This is a genomic window from Micromonospora taraxaci (assembly GCF_007830095.1).
In the GTDB taxonomy this organism is placed as follows: Bacteria; Actinomycetota; Actinomycetes; order Mycobacteriales; family Micromonosporaceae; genus Micromonospora; species Micromonospora taraxaci.
The window spans coordinates 434,117-454,331 of the sequence record NZ_VIWZ01000002.1 but is presented as its reverse complement, the minus strand read 5'-3'; the positions used below and the strand labels follow the sequence as shown (position 1 = coordinate 454,331).

At 72.2% G+C, this 20,215-nt stretch carries 18 protein-coding genes, 1 tRNA gene and 2 pseudogenes; 10 read left to right on the top strand and 11 right to left on the bottom strand.

Annotated features, from left to right (window positions below; genetic code table 11):
- Window positions 1-19: 19 nt before the first annotated feature.
- A complete protein-coding gene (rsmI, locus tag FHU34_RS31270; RefSeq protein WP_425280601.1) occupies window positions 20-859 on the bottom strand; it encodes a 16S rRNA (cytidine(1402)-2'-O)-methyltransferase in 840 nt (279 codons plus the stop codon).
- A 141-nt stretch (window positions 860-1,000) separates the two neighbouring features.
- Here rsmI and FHU34_RS31265 point away from each other — a divergent pair, with 141 nt between their 5' ends.
- From FHU34_RS31265 to FHU34_RS31255, 3 genes are all read left to right on the top strand, one after another.
- Entirely contained in the window at window positions 1,001-2,662 is a 1,662-nt protein-coding gene (locus tag FHU34_RS31265; RefSeq protein ID WP_244312082.1) for a dolichyl-phosphate-mannose--protein mannosyltransferase, read from the top strand.
- A 364-nt stretch (window positions 2,663-3,026) separates the two neighbouring features.
- Window positions 3,027-4,310 (top strand): VWA domain-containing protein, encoded by a 1,284-nt coding sequence (locus FHU34_RS31260; protein WP_145786214.1) that lies wholly within the window; start codon window positions 3,027-3,029, stop codon window positions 4,308-4,310.
- Complete coding sequence (locus FHU34_RS31255; protein ID WP_145786213.1) at window positions 4,310-5,089, top strand: peptidase; 780 nt, start codon at window positions 4,310-4,312, stop codon at window positions 5,087-5,089. Before FHU34_RS31260 ends, FHU34_RS31255 begins: the two co-directional genes overlap by 1 nt.
- Before the next feature lie 49 nt (window positions 5,090-5,138).
- Here FHU34_RS31255 and FHU34_RS31250 read toward each other — a convergent pair whose 3' ends face one another.
- On the bottom strand, window positions 5,139-5,408 hold the full coding sequence (locus tag FHU34_RS31250; protein ID WP_145786212.1) for a hypothetical protein: 270 nt from the start codon (window positions 5,406-5,408) through the stop codon (window positions 5,139-5,141).
- Window positions 5,409-5,609: 201 nt separating this feature from the next.
- Here FHU34_RS31250 and FHU34_RS31245 point away from each other — a divergent pair, with 201 nt between their 5' ends.
- Complete coding sequence (locus FHU34_RS31245; RefSeq protein ID WP_145786211.1) at window positions 5,610-6,266, top strand: 4'-phosphopantetheinyl transferase family protein; 657 nt, start codon at window positions 5,610-5,612, stop codon at window positions 6,264-6,266.
- Window positions 6,267-6,437: 171 nt separating this feature from the next.
- Complete coding sequence (locus tag FHU34_RS31240) at window positions 6,438-7,307, top strand: DUF4352 domain-containing protein (RefSeq protein ID WP_145786210.1); 870 nt, start codon at window positions 6,438-6,440, stop codon at window positions 7,305-7,307.
- Between the two features lie 65 nt (window positions 7,308-7,372).
- On the opposite strand, the gene FHU34_RS31235 is transcribed toward FHU34_RS31240, so the two are convergent.
- Window positions 7,373-8,392 carry a hypothetical protein gene (locus tag FHU34_RS31235; protein ID WP_145786209.1) on the bottom strand — a complete coding sequence of 340 codons (1,020 nt, stop codon included), beginning with the start codon at window positions 8,390-8,392 and terminating at the stop codon, window positions 7,373-7,375.
- A 106-nt stretch (window positions 8,393-8,498) separates the two neighbouring features.
- Window positions 8,499-9,584, bottom strand: a complete 1,086-nt coding sequence (locus FHU34_RS31230) for a Gfo/Idh/MocA family protein (protein WP_145786208.1) — start codon at window positions 9,582-9,584, stop codon at window positions 8,499-8,501.
- A 70-nt stretch (window positions 9,585-9,654) separates the two neighbouring features.
- Here FHU34_RS31230 and FHU34_RS31225 point away from each other — a divergent pair, with 70 nt between their 5' ends.
- From FHU34_RS31225 to FHU34_RS31215, 3 genes are all read left to right on the top strand, one after another.
- Window positions 9,655-10,401, top strand: a complete 747-nt coding sequence (locus tag FHU34_RS31225; RefSeq protein WP_145786207.1) for a hypothetical protein — start codon at window positions 9,655-9,657, stop codon at window positions 10,399-10,401.
- 64 nt (window positions 10,402-10,465) lie between these two features.
- Window positions 10,466-11,317 (top strand): LLM class flavin-dependent oxidoreductase, encoded by an 852-nt coding sequence (locus tag FHU34_RS31220; protein WP_145786206.1) that lies wholly within the window; start codon window positions 10,466-10,468, stop codon window positions 11,315-11,317.
- Entirely contained in the window at window positions 11,314-11,739 is a 426-nt protein-coding gene (locus FHU34_RS31215; RefSeq protein ID WP_145786205.1) for a nucleoside deaminase, read from the top strand. The genes FHU34_RS31220 and FHU34_RS31215 overlap by 4 nt, the downstream gene beginning before the upstream one ends.
- Here the strand turns inward: FHU34_RS31215 and FHU34_RS31210 are convergent.
- The 7 genes and pseudogenes from FHU34_RS31210 to FHU34_RS31180 form a co-directional block, all read right to left on the bottom strand.
- Window positions 11,733-12,320 (bottom strand): DUF4304 domain-containing protein, encoded by a 588-nt coding sequence (locus tag FHU34_RS31210; RefSeq protein ID WP_167524989.1) that lies wholly within the window; start codon window positions 12,318-12,320, stop codon window positions 11,733-11,735. The two genes, FHU34_RS31215 and FHU34_RS31210, sit on opposite strands and share 7 nt — an antisense overlap.
- Window positions 12,321-12,424: 104 nt before the next feature.
- Window positions 12,425-12,498, bottom strand: a tRNA-Ala gene (locus FHU34_RS31205).
- Between the two features lie 393 nt (window positions 12,499-12,891).
- Entirely contained in the window at window positions 12,892-13,674 is a 783-nt protein-coding gene (sepX, locus tag FHU34_RS31200) for a divisome protein SepX/GlpR (RefSeq protein WP_208745228.1), read from the bottom strand.
- A 177-nt stretch (window positions 13,675-13,851) separates the two neighbouring features.
- Window positions 13,852-14,501 (bottom strand): annotated as a pseudogene (locus FHU34_RS31195) (GNAT family N-acetyltransferase).
- 109 nt (window positions 14,502-14,610) lie between these two features.
- The gene (locus tag FHU34_RS31190; protein WP_145786202.1) at window positions 14,611-15,924 is read right to left on the bottom strand and encodes a molybdopterin molybdotransferase MoeA; all 1,314 of its coding nucleotides are present in this window, start codon (window positions 15,922-15,924) and stop codon (window positions 14,611-14,613) included.
- Window positions 15,921-16,883: a UTP--glucose-1-phosphate uridylyltransferase gene (locus tag FHU34_RS31185; RefSeq protein ID WP_145786201.1), complete on the bottom strand. Its 963-nt coding sequence runs from the start codon at window positions 16,881-16,883 to the stop codon at window positions 15,921-15,923. The genes FHU34_RS31190 and FHU34_RS31185 overlap by 4 nt, the downstream gene beginning before the upstream one ends.
- 9 nt (window positions 16,884-16,892) lie before the next feature.
- A complete protein-coding gene (locus tag FHU34_RS31180) occupies window positions 16,893-19,247 on the bottom strand; it encodes a GGDEF domain-containing protein (RefSeq protein WP_208745227.1) in 2,355 nt (784 codons plus the stop codon).
- A gap of 85 nt (window positions 19,248-19,332) precedes the next feature.
- Between FHU34_RS31180 and FHU34_RS31175 the strand changes: the two genes are divergently transcribed.
- Together FHU34_RS31175 and FHU34_RS33970 are read left to right on the top strand one after the other, a co-directional pair.
- Window positions 19,333-20,010, top strand: coding sequence for a 5-formyltetrahydrofolate cyclo-ligase (locus tag FHU34_RS31175; RefSeq protein ID WP_145786200.1), 678 nt, complete (start codon window positions 19,333-19,335; stop codon window positions 20,008-20,010).
- Window positions 20,007-20,213 (top strand): annotated as a pseudogene (locus FHU34_RS33970) (FmdB family zinc ribbon protein); the annotation flags it as partial. The gene FHU34_RS31175 and the pseudogene FHU34_RS33970, both read left to right, overlap by 4 nt.
- Between the last annotated feature and the right edge of the window lie 2 nt (window positions 20,214-20,215).

Below are 20,215 nucleotides of genomic sequence, written 5' to 3'. Positions count from 1 at the left end.
CGCCAGATTCGCGCGAGGCTCAGCTGTGCACGATCGTGTAGACGTCCCGGCGGCGCAGCGCGTACTCGGTGGCGACATCGGTGATGGCGTCCCGCCGGGACCGGCCGGCGGCCTCCCGCTCGGCAACCGCCGTGCGCAGGGTGTCGTCGTCCGGGCGTTCCGGGGCGGTCTCCGGCGCTCCGGCCACCACCAGCGTTATCTCGCCGCGCGGGTTCGCCTCGGCGGCCCATCGGGCCAGCTCGCCGAGCGGGCGGCGGAGCACCTCCTCGTAGGTCTTGGTCAGCTCACGGCAGAGCGCGGCGGGCCGGTCCGCGCCGAACGTGTCGGCGAGGTCGGTGAGAGCCGCGCCGATCCGGTGCGGGGCCTCGAAGAAGACGAGGGTGCGTTCCTCGGCGGCGAGCGCGCGCAGCCGGGACCGGCGGGCGCCGGAGGCGCGGGGCAGGAAGCCCTCGAAGCAGAACCGGTCGCAGGGCAGCCCGGAGACGGCCAACGCGGTGGTGACCGCGCTCGGCCCCGGGGCGACGGTGACCGGCGCCCCGACGTCCAGCGCGGCGCGGACCAGCCGGTAGCCGGGGTCGGAGACGCTCGGCATCCCCCCGTCGGTGACCAGCGCCACCACGTACCCGCCGAGGATGACCTCGACCAGCTCGGGGGTGCGTCGTTCCTCGTTGCCCTCGAAGTACGAGACGATGCGGCCACCGACGGTGATGTCGAGGTCGCGGGCCAGCCGGGTGAGCCGGCGGGTGTCCTCGGCGGCGACCACGTCGGCGCTGCTCAGCACCTCCCGGAAGCGGGTCGAGGCGTCGGCGGGGTTGCCGAGCGGGGCACCGAGCAGGACCAGGCGCCCAGTCTCGGACATTTCACCCACGGATTCGTCTCCTTCATCGACAGTGAATACCGGTATCAGGGACGACGGGCGCCACCGGACACCTTGGCAGCCTACGATCGCCGGGTGACGAGTGCGTCGACAGCGCAGAGCCCGAGCGCCGAGCCTGCCAAGATGGTCGAGGTGACGGGCGAGCCCAGCCCCAACCAGGAGCCGACGGCACCGAGTGCCGATGGCGGCGGCGTGTCCGCCGTGGTCAGGCGGAGGTTCGCCACCGTCGACACCAAACTGGACCGGTTCTCCTGGCTGGCCACGGCGGTGGTGGTGGCCATCGCGGCGATCCTGCGGTTCGTCGGGCTGTCCAGCCCGAAGGGCAAGATCTTCGACGAGACGTACTACGCCAAGGATGGCTACGGGTTGATCACCCGCGCCGTCGAGTGGAACTACAAGGACAACGTCCCGTCGTACGTGGTGCACCCACCGCTGGGCAAATGGTTGATCGGCCTCGGTGAGTGGGCCTTCGGCTACCAGGACGCCGAGTCGAAGGTCTCCGTGCCCGGCCACCTGATCACCACCGCGCCGGAGTTCGGCTGGCGGTTCTCGGCGGCCGTGATCGGCACGCTGTCGGTGCTGCTGCTGGTCCGCATCGGCCGACGGATGTTCCACTCGACGGTGCTCGGCTGCGCGGCCGGCCTGCTGCTCGCCCTGGACGGCTTCCACCTGGTGCTGTCCCGCGCGGCGCTGCTCGACATCTTCCTGCTCTTCTTCGTGCTGGCGGCGTTCGGCGCGTTGGTGCTCGACCGCGACGCCCGCCGTCGCCGCTGGGCCCGGGCCCTGGACGAGGGGCTCGATCCGAGTCAGCCGGGCCGGGCCGGCCGGCCGTCGACCGGGTGGCGCACCTGGCCGTGGTGGCGTCTGGCAGCCGGAGTCCTGATCGGTTGCGCCTGCGCGGTGAAGTGGAGCGCACTGTACTTCGTCCCGGCCTTCGCGCTGCTGGTGCTGCTGTGGGAGGTCGGCGTCCGCCGCTCGGCGGGGGTCCGCCGGCCCTGGCGGGACACCCTGCTCGACGAGCTGCCCTGGCTGGTGCTCGCCGGCGTGCTCATGGTGGGCACCTACCTCGCCACCTGGTCGGGCTGGTTGATCACCGACGACGGCTACTACCGGCTCGCGTCGGCCTACCCGAGCGCGCCGCTGAGCGACCGCCCGGTGATCGGCCCGCTGATCAACCTCTTCGAGTACCACCGCGCGGCCTACGGGTTCCACGCCCAACTCGACGACGCGCACAAGTACCAGTCCTGGCCGTGGCAGTGGCTGCTGCTCGGCCGCCCGGTGGCGTTCCACTACGCCAGCAACGGCACCTGCGGCGCTCCGACCTGCGCCTCCGAGATCCTGCTGCTCGGCACCCCGCTGCTCTGGTGGTCGTTCCTGCCCGCCCTGGTGGCGCTGGCCTGGCTGGGCCTGGCCCGTCGGGACTGGCGGGCCGGCGCGATCCTGCTGACCGTGGCGGCCGGGCTGCTGCCGTGGTTCTGGCTCGCCCTCGACGGCCGGACGATGTTCTCGTTCTACGCCGCGCCGGTGGTGCCGTTCCTGGTGCTCGCCGTGGTGTACGTGTTGGGCGCGCTGATCGCTCCCGCCGGAGGCGACGTGGGCGAGGTGGTGCCACTGGTGCCCGGCGACCCGAGTTACGAACGTCGACTGGTGGGCAGCATCGCGGCCGGGGCGTACGTGTTGCTGGTCGGGCTCTGCTTCGCGTACTTCTATCCGATCTTCGTCGGCAAGGTGATCCCGTACTCGGACTGGCTGTCCCGGATGTGGCTCGACGGTCGGTGGATATAAGCACCGACAGGCGACGCGCCGCACAGCGCGACGAGAAGGGCCCGCACGCCGAAGCGTGCGGGCCCTTCTGACAAAGACGCGCGCCCCGATCGCCTGCCACGGGGGAAGCGGGCGATTGGGGCGCGCATGAAGAGCTTAACCACCGCGCACCACCGGCACAACGGGTCGACTTGGGTCAGATTTCCGACGGACGATGACCGGACCGTCACCTACCCTTCGTCAGTTGACCGAGGGTGACCTGACGTGGACCCAGAGCGCCGAAACGCCCGGTCAGAGGCGGTAGCCGGCCTGGCCGGACGGCGCCTCGCGCCGATCGCCACCACCCAAACGATCATCCAAAGTGGATCTCACTACACTGCGGGCCGTGATCAACTTCAGACGATCGACGGCTGTCCTTCTCGGACTGCTGGCGACCACCGCGCTGGCCGGGCCCGCCCCGGCGTGGGCCGACGAGGAGCCGGCTCCCGAGCCACCCCGGGTCGAACTGGTACTGGACGTCAGCGGCTCGATGCGCGCCGCCGATATCGACGGACGCAGCCGGATCTCCGTCGCGCAGCAGGCCTTCAACGACGTGGTGGACGCGCTGCCGGAGGAGACCCAGCTCGGCATCCGCGTGCTCGGCGCGACCTACCGCGGCAAGGACAAGAAGGTCGGCTGCCAGGACACCCAGCAGATCGTGCCGGTCGGTCCGGTGGACCGAACCGCGGCGAAGGCTGCGGTGGCGACACTACGGCCGACCGGGTTCACACCCGTCGGCCTCGCACTGCGCTCCGCCGCACAGGACCTGGGCAGCGGGGCCACCACCCGTCGGATCGTGCTGATCACCGACGGCGAGGACACCTGCGCCCCGCCGGACCCGTGCGAGGTGGCCCGGGAGCTGGCCGCCCAGGGCACCAGCCTGGTCGTCGACACCCTCGGCCTGGCCCCCGACGAGAAGGTCCGCCGGCAGCTGCTCTGCATCGCCAGCGCGACCGGAGGCACCTACACCGCCGCGCAGAGCGCCGAGGAACTGACCGGCCGGATCAAACAGCTCGTCGAGCGGGCCGGCGACACGCACACCCGCGCCCCGACGGTGGTCGGCGGCGCGAACGCCTGCGACTCGGCCCCACTGCTCGCCCCCGGCGTCTACGCCGACCGGGAGGCATTCTCCGAGCACCGCTACTACCGGGTGCCGGTACGCCCCGGGCAGGAACTGCGGGCGTCGGTGAGCATCGCGCTGGACCGACCCGTGAACCGGGACTACGGGGTGCTGCTGCGGGCCACCGCGGCGGACGGTCGGGAACTGGTCCGGGGCGCGGACGCCGGCAGCGGACGCGCCGACGTGCTCTCCGCCGGGCTGCGCTGGTCGGCCACCGCCGACGACGAGGACGCCGCGGAGACAGCGGAGAGTTCCGCGCCGGTCGTCGAACCCACCACCGTCTGCCTGGTGGTGAGCAACTCGTTCGCCCCGCGCCCCGGCACCGCGGCCACCCCGGGCATGCCGGTGGAATTGACCATCGACGTGGTCGCCGCCGCGCCTGCTCCGGACGGCCCGGACCTCGGCCGGGGCTGGGTGCTGCTCGCCCTGCTCACCGTCGCCGGGCTGATCACCGGCCTGCTCGCCGGACTGCTCACCCGCTGGTGGGTCGCCACCTGGAGGGAGAACTGATGCGTAACGCGCTGTTCCGGTCACTGGCGGCGCTGGTCGCCGTCGGCGGGGCCGCTCTGGTCCCCGCCGCCGCCGTCGCCGCTCCGACCCCCTCACCGGGAGCCACGCCGGTGAACCGGGCCGGCACGTCGTTCCTCACCGCAACCCCGATCTCCGCCGGGCAGCCGGTGCGGGTGGATGCCTCGATCGGCGACCACCTCTACTGGGCGTTCTCGGCGACCGCCGGCCAGGTGCACGAGATCACCGCCACCGTCACCTTCCCGAAGGGACGCAGCGGCGCCTCCACCTGGACGGTCGACGTCTTCGACGGGCTGCGCCGCCGTCAGGCGTGCACGGCCGGGGCGCAGACCCCGACCGTGGACGCGAAGGCGTCCAGCGTGACACTCGGCTGTACGTTGCGCGAGGTGCGACCGTGGGCGGAGCCCTGGTCGGCGGACCCGCTGCCCGGCTCGTACGTCATCCGGCTCTCGGTGACCGACCTGCCGGAACCGGATCTCGGAGCACCTGTCGACGTGGACCTGCTGGTCGGCGAAGTCGCCGACCGGGGCGCGTCGGCCGACGACGGTGAGTTGGCCGCACCTCTGGTGCCGAACACCAAGGCGGGCACGGTGCTCAACGCCGTACCCGTGGCGGAGCCGGAGGCCGACGACGCCGACTCGCTCACGGACTGGTTGCCGGACCTCGGGTCGCGCTGGGTCTGGACCGGCATCGGCGGCGTGCTCGCCGCGGTGGCCGGCGTGTTCGGCTTCGCGGTGACCCGGCGGTCCCGGCGTCGCTGAACCAACCTGGACCGCTGGTGGCCCCGCCCGTAGCGGGGCCACCAGCAGTTCAGGCGCGTCGGGAACCGCGTGGCAACCAGCCGATGAACCGGTCCTGGAGCGACATCACCGGCGCGGCTCGCAAATCCTCAGTGGCAGCGGCGAGACAGGAGCCCAGGTAGACGCTGAGCATCGCCCGGTCACCCCCGTACTCCGCCAGCAGCCGGCTGCGCTTCGTCGCGCACGGCCACTCGTCACCGCAGGAGCCGCAGCTCCAGCAGGGGGTCTTCGGGGCATGATCGTCGACCCGCACCCCCGACCGTTCCGCACCATCGGTCATCGCACGTCCTTCCAGATGTCCACGGGGCTGGGCGACTACCGTGCCCGGCACGTTGTTGATGGTGGTCCCCCCGGAGCCATCAGAGAGGGCGCTGCACGTCCCTCCGGTGTTACATCTTTGCGGTACCTTCTCCGGTCGTGGGAGTCGGAAATTTGACGCTTGACCGCATGCTCCACTACTACCAATCAGTAGGCCGGCACCGTGCGTGACATTTTTCCGTCCGTCGTCGCGGTCGCCGTCGCCGGGCCGGACGACTGGCTCGGCGAGCTCCTCCCCGTCGAGCAGGCGTGCCTCGGAGAACGGGCCGTGGAGACCCGTCGGCGGGACTTTGCCGCCGGCCGGTCCTGCGCCCGCCGGGCCATGACCGATCTCGGCCTGCCAGCGGCCGCCGTGCCGGCCGCCGCCGACCGCTCGCCCGTCTGGCCCGCCGGGGTGGTCGGCACCATCACCCACACCACCGGCTACTGCGCCGCGGCGACCGCGCTCACCACCGACGTCCGGTCCGTCGGAATGGACGCCGAGCAACACCAGGAGATCAATCCGGGGGTACGCAGGATCGTGCTGCTGCCCGAGGAGGAGGCCCTCTGCGCGGGACTGCCCGGCGGCACGTCCTGGCCGGTCGTCATGTTCAGCGCGAAGGAGACCGTCTACAAGGTCTGGTATCCGGTAGTCGGAACGTGGTTGGGCTTCCGCGACGCCCAGCTCGACATCGACCCGGACGCCGGTACGTTCACCGCCCGGATCGCACCGGCCCGGCTGGACCAGGCGACGGTCGAGGATCCACCGGCCACCATCGCCGGCCGGTTCGTCGTCGCGGACGGGCTGGTCCGCACCTCGGCCGTGCTGCTGTTGCGCTGATTCCCCGCGTCCACGGTGGCCGAAAACGATCCGCCGACGGTCGTCCAGGTTGTCCGGACCAACGGAACACGGGCCGTGGGACGGGTTTGGCGCGACGACCGGGCGGTCCACCACGCACGGTAGCGTCGACAGGTTCCCCGAACCACACGTACCGAGGCGTCAAGGAGCACGGTGACCCACCCCCAGCCCTCCGCCGGGCCGCAGGACCCCCACCAGCCGATCCAGGAACCGCCGACGCAGCCGTCCTCGATGACACCGCCGCAGCCAGCCGCTGATCCGGCGGTCCCGCAGACACCGCTGCCACCCAACCCGTGGTCGGCAGCGTGGAGCGCGTCGCAGCCGCCGTTCTCGGGTGCCGCGTACCCGGCGGCTGGCGGAGGTCACCCGGTGGCCGGTGGACCCGGCTATCCCCTCGCCGTACCCCCACCGATGCCTGCGCAGGGGTCGAAGAAGACAGTCGTGGTCGTCGCTGTCACCGCGGCGGTACTCACCCTGCTCGCCTGCGCCGGCGGCATCGTGGCCGTCGTCATCGGCGCCAACCGGGCCGCGACCAGCGTGACCGAGGCAGGCCCCACCCCCAGGGCCAGCCGGGGCGTGGCCCAGCCGCCAGCGAAGATGCCCTCGTCGGTGGCGCCGGCCGGCGACACTCACAACATGTCGCCCGGCGACACCCTGGTCGTCGACGGCGACGAGGGCACCATCGAGATCACCGTGACGAAGTTCAGCACCGCCACCAAGCCCTGCAAGGCCTACGGTCTCAAGCCCGACGAGGGCATGTACGTGATCGCCGACGTGACGCTCACCGTCACCAAGGGCACCGCCTCGGCGAACCCCCTCTTCTTCAACTGGGTCGCCGCCGACGGCAGCCAGGCCAACGCGGTCGCCGGTGCCTTCTCCGGCTGCGGCAAGCCGATGCCGTCCGCGGAGGAGCTGACCGCCGGCACCAGGCGCACCGGCAGTGTCGTCTTCGACGTCCACGACACCTCGGGAGTGCTGGAGTACCAGCCGATGTTCGAGACCGCGGGCTCCTGGAAGCCGTGATCCGTTGACGCGGTGTGGGGCCGACCCCGACGGGCCGGCCCCACACCGTTGCGCCTGTCGGAGTGTCAGCAGCCCGTCCAGCGAACCGGGGTCACCCGGTCGGCAAGAACGTTGCGGAACCCGACGATGGTCCCCGTGTCGGAGATGGACCGGGCACCGACGGCCACCCCTTCGCCGCCGCCGGGCAGGACCCGGGAGGTGGTACCCCTGGCGACGCGGTCACCACCGACCACGACCCCCTTGGCGTTGACGTCCGTCAGTGCGGAAATCTTCTGGTCGAGCACAGTGTGCGAGCCGTGGCGGAGGTCCCACAGAACCTTCGCACTGTTGCCGTCGAGCCAGACCAGGCCGATCGCCCAGCGGCCCGCCGCCGCGCTGGCCGTGCTCCAGTCGGCGCCCGGGAACGTGAGCGCGTCGATCCGGCCGTTCGGCCGGCGGACCCAGCTGTTCCAGTCCCCGAAGGGCCCGGCACTACCGACGATGGTCCCGTTGTCGGTGATCCCGCTCGCCTGGGCGTTGGCCGGGGCCTTGAGCACCTCGACAGTGCCCGGACGGGCAGCCGGCCAGCGCAGCGCGACGGACTCCCCGGGGACGATGTCCGAGCCGTAACCGACGATGTCGCCGGAGTCGTTGATGGCGCTGACGAAGATGCCGGTGGACGGCAGCACCGGCAACTGCTCGAGCTTGCCGTCGCGGTAGATCCACGGTTGCCCGATGCCGGTGCCCGGTGCCGAACCGTTGCCGATCACGACGCCGTCGGCGTTGACGTCGACCGGGTCGGCCATTCCCGGCACCTCGACCTCGGTGACCTGCTGCCCGTCCCAGAACAACAGCAGGTACTGGTTGTCGACCTCGCCGACCCGCAGAGCCGTGCCGGCGACGTAACGACCCGTCGGGTCGATGACGCTCGCGTCGGCGCGGTAGGTGTCGGTCGGGTACGGCAGCGTACTGATCTTGCAGGTACGCAGTGCCGCGCCGCCGGGCGCGGCGCTCGCCGGCCCGGAGACAGCCACGCCGAGTGAGGTGGCCAGCAGTGCGGTGGCGGCGGCGCCGGCGACCATCCTGCGTCGAGTGCTTCGATTCATCCTTGCTCCCCGTGTCGGCCCGGTGCTCCGGGCGTCGGTCGATACGGGAACCACCCGCGAGTCGACCTCGCGGTTGCGGTATGTCGGGGAAGGGACAGAAGCGGGGCTACCTCGCCCAGGCCTCGGCGGTGGTGGTGACCGCCCGGCCGGTGCGTACGGACTCTCCGATGGCGAGGCTGATCAGGTGGTCCTGGCAGGCTTCGGCGAGCGGATACGGTGCCGGGCCCTCCTCCCGAGCCCAGGCACCGGCCCGGACGAGGATGTCGGCGACAGCGATGTCGTCGTCGGACATTCCACTGCCGACGAACGGGTTGCGATAGACCACGTCGCCGTCGAAGCTGATGTGCTTCAGGTCGAGCCCTTCCAGGTTGAGGTCGAGGCCGGTCTGCCGACGCACCAGCGACGACTCGACGGGCGTGGTCGGGTCGACCAGCCGGACGACCCGGTCGTCCACCAGCTCACCGCGCGACCCCCGCACCACCAACCGGCGTCCGCGCAGCGGGTTCCACCACTGGTTGTCGGTGAAGTCGTACAGACCCATCCGCCCACCGAAGTCGATGGTCGCCAGCGTGGTGGAGAGCTGCCGCGGGGTGTCGTCACCACTCCAGCCGGCCGGTGACAACGGGTCGGCCAGCGGCGCGGCGAAGGCACGCGCACTCACCTCGGCGGCGTCGAACCCGACCCCGAGCAGGCCACGGATCAGCGAGACCGCGTGGTAGAGGTGCGTCGAGGAGATCTGCACCGAGGTCGGCTCGCCGAGCACCCCCGCGCGGACCAACGCCAGACGGGCCGCGTGCCCGGGCATCAGCAGATACTGCTCGGCGACCTGCACCAGACCACTGCCGCCGACGTCGGCCCAGAGCGCGCGCAGCCCCGCCAGGTCCGGCGCGGGCGGCGTCTCGGCGAGCACGGGTACGCCGGCCGCGACCAGCTCACGAGTCACGTCGGGGGTCACCGGCCAGGGCACCGACACGATGACGAAGTCCGGTCGCTCGTGAGCGAGCAGTTCGGCCGTCGTGCGGAAGGCCGGCACGTCCCACGCGGCAGCGACCTCGGCACCACGTGATTCGGTACGCGTCACCACCCCGGTCGCCCGCAGCCGCTCCGGCAGGAGTCGTGCCAGACGGAGGAAGAACTCACCCCGCCAGCCACTGCCGACGAGGCCGAACCGGGTCTGCGCGGTGGAATCCATGTGCACTCCTCACGTCGAGACCCGGATGCTAACCGCTCCGGGGGTGGCGCTCCTCGCTACGGTTGCGGTCGTGACCGCCGATCCGCTCCGCGCAGTGCCCGTCGAGGTGGCCGCACAGCGACCGCCCCTGGACTACTACCTGGTCCTGGCCCGACGCGGGCACTCCGAGTCGACAGGCGTCGCGGAGGGGATCGTCGTCGAGGAGTTCACCCGCCACCGCGACTTCTCCACCTCGGGACTGGACAGCGTGGGATGGACGCCCAAGGCCGGCTGGTGGAGTTCCGCCTCGCTGAGCCGTGGCCTGCGTACCGATCCGGAGCTGCTGGCCTGTGTGGTTCCCGTCCCGCGCGGCGAGGCGGAGGACGTCTACCGGAGGCTGGGCGGCGGCCGGTTGCCCGACGAGGCAGCTCTGCGCGCGTCCTTCGGCGTGCACCAACCGTTCGCGACCGCCGCGCCGCTGCGGCTCGGACCCGCACAGGCACCCGCCGGGTTCTCCGAACGACGCGTCTACCGTGTCCTGTTCGCCAAGGACCTCCGGGAGGACCAGGTGGAAGATCTCCGGACAATCTGGTGGACGGCCGAACTCGACACCGGTCCGCGTGCGCCGGGTTCGGTCGCAGCCGGTCACCTGGAGCGGGGCGGTGATCTCTTCACCTGGGACCTGCGTCGGGTCGGCAACGGGCTCGCCTGGTGCCTCGACGTGACGGCCCTGTTGACGACGGACGCCTCTCCGGAGGTCGGACCGACCCTGTACGAGCTGACGAAGGCCGTACGGCAGCGCGGCCTGATACCCGTCACGACCGAAAGGTTCGCCTGAACTCGGTGATCGCCGGCAGCCGTACCCGTTCCCAAGTTGATCGACACTGACTAGCCTCGATCCCGTGCAGATCGGCGTGAACGTACCCAACTTCGCCCCCGGTACCGATCCCCAGGTGCTGCGGCAGTGGGCCCAGACAGTCGAGGGTCTCGGCTTCGGCCTGCTGATGGTCTCCGACCACATCGCGGTGACCCCGGACGTGGCCGAGCAGTATCCAGCGCCGTTCTACGAGCCGTTCACCACGCTGTCCTGGTTGGCAGGGGTGACCCACCGGGTCCGGCTCGGCACCACAGTGCTCATCGTCCCGTACCGGCATCCGCTGCTCACCGCCCGGATGGCGGCGAACCTCAACCGCCTCAGCGGGGGCCGGCTCGTCCTCGGCGTCGGCGTCGGCTGGGCCCGGCAGGAATTCGAGGCGCTCGGGGTTCCGTACCAACGGCGCGGCGCCCTCACCGACGAGTACCTACAAGCCATGCGCGACGCCTGGCGCAACACCGACGACTACGACACCGACCCCATCCCGCTCTGGGTCGGCGGCAACAGCGACGCCGGCATGCGTCGCGCCGTACGACTCGGAGACGCCTGGCACCCGCTACGACTCACGCCCGACAAGCTCACGGACGCGGCCGGACGCCTCGACGTCATCGCCGCCGAGCTGGGCCTTCCCAAGCCCGCGTTGATGCCGCGCATCGCCCTTCAGGAGACCCGCGAACCGGTCACCGACCCGGGCCGGCTCGCCGGTGTCGGCACCATCGAGCAGATCACCGCCGACCTCGACCGGATCCGCCTGCTCGGCGCGGAGACGGTGGTGCTCGACCCGTTCAACGACGACCTGACCGAGATCCGCCAGCCCGAACGCGCCTGGCGAACCCTCGCGGCCGTGGCCGCGTACGCCAAGAACCAGGAGGACCGATGACGCCCGACGACGAACGACTTCTCCGCCGTGCCGTGCAGATCGCCGGCGAGGCCGGCGCATCCGGCGAACGGCCGTTCGGCTCGTTGCTCGCCGCCGCGGACGGCACCGTCCTGATCGAGGACCACAACACAGTGGTCTCCGACTCGGACATCACCGCCCACCCGGAACTGAAGCTGGCCCGGTGGGCCGCCCGGGAACTCGCCCCGGACGTGGCCGCCGGCACGACCATGTACACCAGCTGCCAGCCCTGCCCGATGTGCGCCACCGCGATCGACCGCTCCGGCCTCGGCCGGGTGGTGTACGCCCTGTCCTCGGAGCAGTTCGAGGAGGTCAAGCCAGCCACCCCGCCACTACCTCCGGTGCGCTACGAGGGCCCGGCGCTGTTCGACGAGGCACGCCGCCCGATCGACGACCACTACTGATCCCGTTGCGCGAGCTTCCAGGTCAGGTACGGGTGGTCGAGCCGCCGGAAGTTGTCGATGCCGCCGAGTGGCCCAGACGGTCGGGCGTCGAAGAGGGCGGGTAGGTCGTCCTCCCGCCCCGCCGCTACGGCCTCGTCGAGGCGCATGTAGTGCGCGAGCAGGGCGTCGAAGGTAGGGACCACACCCTCCGACAACTCCTGGACGAGCGCGGCTCCGCACGCCTCGGCTTCCCCTGTCGACCGGATCGCCCACCGGTCGAAGTCGTCGGAGTACGCCGGATCGGCATTCAGCCGCGTCCACCACTGGGCGATCGACGCAGTGGGCCGGTCGCGGTGCTTCCTCCCGAGCACCTCCTGACGCCAGTCAAGCCAGGAGGTGGTCGCGACACCGAGGTTGACGTAGAAGATCGAGGTGTCGCCCCAACTGCCCGTGGACCCCTGGAACTCGATGATCGCGGCATGGCCGGATTCGGAGATCCGGCGGAAGGTCCCGTGCGACCGTTTGAAACCGTGCCCTCGCAGCGCCGGCCCGACCTGCTTGGCGATCATGTTCAGGTATGCCTGCCGGACCGGACGCTCCATGCCGAAGATCATATTGACGGGTACGACAACAAGCCCGTGCCGTGCGGACCTGCCGTACCGAAAAAGGCCGTCTCCGACTAGCGGAAACGGCCTTTGACCTGGGGTGGAGCTGAGGGGATTTGAACCCCTGACCCCCTCGATGCGAACGAGGTGCGCTACCAGTCTGCGCCACAGCCCCCCACCGGCGAACCGGCTTCGGTCCCACCCGGCTTACACCGGGCGGGCCGGCAGCAAGGCTAACAGGTCCCCGGCCCCCACCGCGAATCCGCCCCCGGTGCGGCGCTGCACCCCGCCCAGAGATCCACTCCAGCTCGCCGACCTGGGGGTGTCCGGCCGGGGTGATACCGCCACATCGGCGAGCTGGAGTGGATCAACGTGCGCTTGGTCGCGCTCCGCGCGGAGATCCACTCGGGTTGCTGCGAATCGGGGCATCCAGGACGCCCCGACAACCCGACTTCCAGGAACCCGAGTCGATCAACCCGCCGACGCCCGCGAGCGCCGTCGACGCCCGGCAGCGCCGTCGACGCCCGACAGCGCCGTCGACGCCCGACAGCGCCGTCGAGGCAGCCCGTCAGGCGCCTCGGCCGGCCTCGTAGGGGCGGCCGCGTAGCCCACCCGACCGCCGGTACGAGACCGACCCGCCGTTGACCGCCGCTGGCAGGTCGCCCGGCCGGTCCAGGCCCATCGCGGCGCGGCGTACCCCCTCGCGTTGGGCGGCGAGGCGGCGCTGCGCCTCACGGCGGGCCGCTGCCCGGCGGGCCTGCTCCCGGCGCACCTCGGCCTGCCGGTCGGCGAGCCAGGCGGCTTCCCGGGCCCGGGCGCGGCGACGGCGGCGGCCGGCCAGGGCCCGGCGGCGGAGGTGGACGACGTACACGGCCAGGAGTAGGAAGGTGACCCCGAAGCTGACCCAGAAGCCGGGGCTGACGAACACCACGCCGATCAGCTCGACGACGTTGAGGAGCAGCAGGGCGGCGAGCACCCGACGCCGCCGGTACACGGCGGGGGTGTGTTGTCGTTGAGGCGGCGGGCGACGGCGCGACTTCTTCGGCGCTGGCGGCACGGCGCGTAGCCGCCCGGAGCGGCGGGCGACAGGCGGCGCGGAGACCGGCGGACCCAACGTTCCCGTAGCCACGTCTTCACTGAGGGTGACCACCAGTGAGCGCGGGGGGTGGACGGGTCGCCGTCCCGGCACAGTGCGGCGCCGCCGGCGGCGCTGGAGCACCCGCGCCGTCGACTGCGCCCGCTCCGCCACCAACCGCTCGGTGGCGTCGTACCGGCGAACCAGCGCCGGGGCCAGGGCGAGCAGGCCGGCGGCGGCGAGGACGGCGAGGAGCACCGAGGTCGGCACCCTCACCCCTCCCGTCACCGAATTCGAAGCAACCGCTCTCCGACCGCAGGATCTTCCACAGATCCCGCCTGGGTACGTGGATCGTCCGGTCGGGGAGCGCTTGCCGCAGCTTGCAGTTACTTGAGGTTACGGCGCGTCGACCGGGTTGCCACCGCGCCGCGCCGATCCCGTCCGTGGGACGGCTCACCGCGCGTTAGCGCGTACCCGCTGCCAGCGGGCCAGCAGGCCACCCTCGGCGGCGATCTCCTCGCTCGTCATCGCGTATCCGATGTGGTCCCGCCAAGCGCCGTCGATGTGCATGTAGCGCACGTGGTACGACTCCTCACGGAAGCCCAGCTTTCCACCACCCGCCGCGACGGCCGGTTCTCCGGCCGGATGTTGACCTCCACTCGGTGCAGCCCGCCCGGGCCGAACGCGTGGTCCACGGCGAGCGCGAGCGCCGTCGGGATCACCCCTCGCCCGGCGACCCGAGCGTCCACCCAGTAGCCGACGTAGCCGGAGCAGAGAGCGCGCCGAACGATGCTGCCCACGTTGATGTGACCGACCAACCGGTCCCGGTCGGCCTCGCGCAGACACACAGCGAACGGCATGCCCTCGCCCTCGCGGGCCGAACGCCGCTGGTCACGGTGCACCCAACGGAACGCGGCCGGCGAGTTCATGTCGTCCCAGGCGCCGGGCAACGACGACTCCCAGGGTGCCAGCCAGGCCCGGTTGGCCCGCCGGATCTCCGACCACGCCGCGGCGTCGGTGCGCCGGTACGGCCGCAGCAGCACCGGGCCGTCCGCCAACTCCACCGGCCAGCCCGGTGCCCGCGGGGGTCCGAAGAGACTCACACGCACAGTCTCCCGCGTGGGACCGTGTCGCGCGCAAGTGGACCCACCGCGACGACCCGACGGCCGCGCGACTCCCGAGTGGATCGCCCGCGGCTCGACCGGGAGACCGTCACCGACGACGGTCCAGCAGCAGGACGTCCACTGTGGATCCGGCGGCGGCCGTGGTGACCCGCTCGCCGAGCACCAGCAGCCCGTTCGCCTCGGCCAGCCCGGAGAGGGTGAACGGCCCACCGCGCAGCGGCTGGACCGTGTATCCGCCGCCACGGCGTTCGGCGACGTGCGCCGGCCGGAACTCACGCAGCCCCGCCGGCGACGACACGGTCTCCAGCAGGTGCGCCCGCACGCTGGGTCGGAACACCGGCTCGGCGCCGGCGAGCAGTTGGATGGCGGGGCGGGCCAACACCTCGAAGCCGATCAACGCGGCGCCGGGGTCGCCGGGCAGGCAGACCACCGGCACCTCCTCGGCGCCGACCGTGCCGAACCCGAGCGCCGTGCCGGGATAGAGCGCCACATCGGTGAACGTGACCGGTCCGGCCCGGCCACCCTCGCGGCGGGACAGGATCCGGCGCACCATGTCGCCGGGGCCGGTGCCGGTGCCCCCGGTAGTGATGATCAGGTCGGCGCGCAGGGTCTGGTCCTCCAGCAGCCCGCGCAGCCCCTCCGGATCGTCGTCGCAGATCCCCACCCGGTACGCCAGGGCGCCCACCTCGGCCGCGGCGGCGGTCAACGCGTGCGAGTTCGCGTCCACCACCTGCCCCGGCTGACTCCCCCGGCCCACGTCGACGAGTTCGTCGCCGGTGGCCACGATGACCACCCGAGGGCTGGGCCGGACGACCACGTGCCCAATGCCGGTGGCCGCGAAGACCGCGACCAGTGCCGGGGAGACGTACGTGCCGGCGCGGGCGAGCAGGGTGCCGGCGGGCAGTTCCTCACCGGCGCGGCGCACCCCGTACCCCCGCTTGGGGGTGCGGAAGATCTCCACCGCGGCCATGCCCTGGTCGGTCCACTCCACCGGGACGACCACGTCCGCGGCGACCGGCAGCGGCGCCCCGGCGGCCACCGAGAAGCACGAACCCGGGGTGAGCCGGACCGGCCGCCAGCTCGCGGCGCCCAGATCGCCCACCACGTTGAGCCGGATCGTCCGCCCACCGGGCATGCCGGAGGGGGCCGGGACGTAGCTCGGGCCCCGGCCCCCTCCGGAGATGTCCTCCCAGCGGGCGGCGTAACCGTCCACGGCCGCCTGGTCGAAGGCCGGGAAGGCGTGCGGCGCGACGACGTCCTCGGCGAGGACGTTGCCGTGCGCCTGGGTGAGGTCGAGGTCGAGTGGCGGCAGCGCGCGTAACCTGCGCAGCACGCTGCCCAGGTAGTCGGCGAGCGGCGTCAACTCGTTCGCGGCCGCCTCGGCGTCGGCCGTCGCGGTCATGTACCAGATCCGCCTGCCGCGTCGGCCTTGACGAAGTCGGCCAGCCAGGATCGGAACTCGCCACCCAGGTCGTCGCGCTCGGCGGCGATCTGCACCACCGTCTGGAGGTAGCCCAGCGGCATGCCGGTGTCGTAGCGGGTGCCCCGGTAGACGATCGCGTGCACCGGGACGCCCTCGGTGCGCAGCAACTCCATCGCGTCGGTCAGTTGGATCTCGCCGCCGCTGCCCGGCTTGGTCCGCCGGATCGCGTCGAAGATCTTGCCGGGGAGCACGTAACGGCCGAGCACCGCGAGGTTGCTCGGCGCGTCCTCCGGTTGCGGCTTCTCCACCATCCCGGTCACCTTGACGACCTCGCCGATGTCGGTCAGCTCGGATTCGGCGGGTTCGACGGAGGCGATCCCGTACCGCTTGGTCTCGGCCGGGTCGACCTCGAAGAAGGCGAGCACCACACCACCGGTGCGGGCCTGCAGCTCCAGCATCGCCGGCAGCAGAGGCTCCGACGGCTTGACGAACTCGTCGCCGAGCAGCACCGCGAAGGGCTGGTCGCCGACGTGCGACTCGGCGTACCCGACGGCGTGGCCGAGCCCGAGCTGCTCGGGCTGCCGCACGGTGTAGATCTCGGCCAGCTCGCTGGGCCCCCGCACGGCGGCCAGCCGCTCGGTGTCGCCCTTCTCCTCCAGCCTGGTCTCCAGGTCGGGGCGACGGTCGAAGTGGTCCACCATCGACGTCTTACCCCGACCGGTGATCAGCAACACGTCGCCGATGCCGGCCTGGGTGGCCTCCTCGACGATGTACTGCAGAACCGGCCGGTCCACCACCGGCAGCAGCTCCTTGGGCACCGCCTTCGTGGCCGGCAGGAACCGGGTGGCCAGTCCGGCGGCCGGGATGACGGCCTTGACCGCCAGGGGACGGCCGGTTGCGGCGGCCGTCGATGAGGGGTTCGCTGAGTGCTCCGACATGCCGCGAGACTATCGGCCACGGCTCTGCCGCGGCGGGTGTGGCCCAGAAGACGCGCCGCCACCCGACCCCGGCCGCGCGGCGTCCGGGCCGGCTCCCGCGCTGTCCGGTGGGTCGCCGTCCGCGTCCGGCCGGGCGTGCGTCGGGCCGGCCGGCGACGATTCGGGTACGCACACCGCCGACTCCGACCGGGCGGAGCCGCCCGGCTCCCGGCTGACCTGCACGTGCTGGCCGGCGCGCGGCAGCCCGTCGGACGGGGTCACCGCCGCGGCGAGCACCGGTAGCTCCCGGGTCGCCACGTCCGGGCGTACCTCGGCCACCCGGTACGTGTCGCGGCCGGCCGCCTTCGCGGCGTAGAGCGCGTCGTCGGCGGCCTCCAGCACCTCGCGTCCGGTGCTGCCGTTGTCCGGATAGACGGCGATGCCCACCGACACGGTCACCAGGACCGGTCCGGCGTCCGCCTCGACGGCGATCGGGGTCTCGCGCACCACGGCGCCGAGTCGCTCGGCCACGATCGCCGCGCCCCGCGCGTCGGTCTCCGGCAGCAGCAGTACGAACTCCTCGCCGCCCTGCCGGAAGGCCAGATCGACCTCGCGGATCTCGCCGCGTACCCGCCTGGCGAACTCGGCCAGCACGGTGTCCCCCGCCGCGTGCCCGTACGTGTCGTTGACGTCCTTGAACCGGTCGAGGTCGAGCGCGAGGATGCTCAGCATCCGCCCGAACCGGCTGGCCCGTTCCACCTCCCGCCGAATCGACTCGCGCAGGTAGCGGTAGTTCCACAACCCGGTGAGCGGGTCGGTGAGCGAGAGCCGCTGCGCCTCCTCGTGCACCCGGACGTTGTCCACGGCCACCGCCGCGTGACCGGCGAAGGTGCGCAGGGTGACCAGGTCGTCGTCGTCGAACTCGTCGGCGCCCAGCCGGTCGTAGAGGGCCAGCACCCCGAGTGCCGCCGCCGCGTTGGCGTCGTCGGTCGGCGTCGAGGACGCGGAAGGAGCCGCCGCTGCGCCGCCACCCGGGGCGGCGAACGGGACTGCGACATAGGTACGGCAGCGCGGCTCACCCGACGGTGCCTCAGCGGGCTCGACCCTTCCCCGCTGTGGTTCCCCGGTGGCGGCGACAGCCCCGACCACGCCGACACCGACCGGCACCCGAAGCGTCGACGGCCCGTCCGGGTCATCCTCCGGCCACCGTCCGTCCAACCCCTCGGTGCACTGTGCGACGAGCACCCCGCCCGCCTCCACCAGCAACACGGCGCCGGCGCGCGCGCCGGTGGCCCCGATGGCGCTGTGCAGGATCACCCGGAGGATGCGTTGCAGATCGTGCGTGCTGGCCAGGGTGTCACCGAGCACCCCGAGGTGCCCGCGCAGCTGGTCCCGGTTGCTGGTCAACGCCGCGACGTAGGAGCCGGTCTCCCGGGTCATCCGGTTGAAGGCGGCGGCCAGCCGGCCCAGCTCGTCGCGGCTGCGGACCGGCACCCGGGCGGTCAGGTCGCCCTGGGCCACCCGGTCGACGGCGCCGGCCAGCTCGACGAGCGGTCGGGTGGTGACCCGGGCCAACCGCCAGGCGCTCAGTACGGCGAGGAGCGCGGCCAGGACGACCACACCCACAAGCGTGGCGTGCAGCCCGGGCGGCCGCTCGCTGGGTACGGAGAGCACCAGGGGCAGCGGCTGCGCGTCGGACGGCCCGATCCTCCGCACGTACCGGCCGTCGGTCGTCTCGGTGACCCGCTCGCCGTCGACGGTGCTGGCGGCGGCCAGCACCGCGTCGCGTACCTCGCGGGACTCGGTCGTGTGGGTGACCCGCGCGGCGCTCGCGCCGCTGTCGAGCAGGGTGACCGCCACCCCGGTCACAGCCGCCAGCCGGGCCACGAAGGCCGGATCGACCAGGTGCGCGGCGGTCACCGTGCCCAGCAAGGTTCCGGAGCGGTCGCGGAGGTCGACCTGGGCGGCCAGCGCACGGACCGGGCTGACCGAGCCATTGGTCTCGCCGTTGGCCGGGCCGTTGATGTCGCCGTTGGTCGGGCCGGAGCAGTCCCGCCAGGGGGCCGTCGGAGCGCCGGGCGACACGTAGCTGACCTTGCCGGTCACGTCGGTGATCAATACAGCGGAGGCCAGGCCACGGCCGACCAGTTGGGCTGCCGCGACGGCCGGATCGGCGGTGAGGGCCACCGCGTCGGCGGTGGCCCGCAACTGCTGGCAGAGCGCGTCGACGGAGGTACGCACGGCGGATGCCGCCACCGCCAGCCGCTCGGTGGAGCGGCTGCGGTCCACGGCTGCGACCGTCGAGGCGACGAAGAGCGCGCCGAGCAGGACCGGCCCGAGCACCACCACGAGGAAGGCTGCCGTCAACCGCCCGCGTAGCGTCACTCGGTCCCCCCGGAAGTTCCGCCTCCGTTGCTTGCGATGCTGACACAGAGCAACCGTGGGAGAGGCGTTGCGTCAGGAGTGTTGCGTGCCGGAATTTTCTGATGAAGCGGAAGTGACGCGTGCGGCGAAGCGGGACGCGCGCGTGGACCTACTCGCCCGCCGCCGGTCGCTGCCCGATCCCACCCGGGCCGCCGCCGCCGGGCGCGTGCAGGCTGAGCTGGTCACACTGGTACGCAGACTGCGCCCGCGCAGGATGACGGCGTACGTGCCGATCGGCTCCGAACCGGGCGGCGCCGACCTGCCGGAGGTGCTGCGGGCGGCGCTGCCAGCCGACGCCGAGTTGCTGCTGCCGGTGCTCCTCGCCGACCTCGATCTGGACTGGGCGGCGTATACCGGGCCGGCGGACGTGATCGCCACCGGTCGGGGTATCCGTGAGCCGACCGGTGCCCGCCTCGGAGTGGACGCCGTTGCGGACGCGGAGCTGGTGGTCGTACCGGCCCTCGCGGTCGACCACCACGGTCGGCGGCTCGGGCGGGGCGGCGGCTCCTACGACAGAGCCCTCGCCCGGGTGCCCGAGGCGACGCTGACAGTGGTGCCTCTGCACGACGGCGAGCTGGTCGACGCGCTTCCGGCGGAGCCGCACGACCGGCTCGTCCGCGCGGTCGTCACTCCCGCCGACGGGGTGCGTACGCTTGACGGCGGCCCGGGTGCGGCGCACGGTGTCGCGCCCCACACGTCCGCTGGACGAACCCGGGGCGAATGACGCACCATTGGCACTCGAATACGTCGAGTGCCAACTGGCTGAGCCCAGATCCGGAGGAGAACGTGCCCACGTACCAGTACGCCTGCACCACGTGCGGTCACCAGCTCGAGGCGGTGCAGTCCTTCTCTGACGAGCCGCTGACCGAGTGCCCGGCGTGTCAGGGGCGGCTGCGCAAGGTCTTCAACTCGGTCGGAATCGTCTTCAA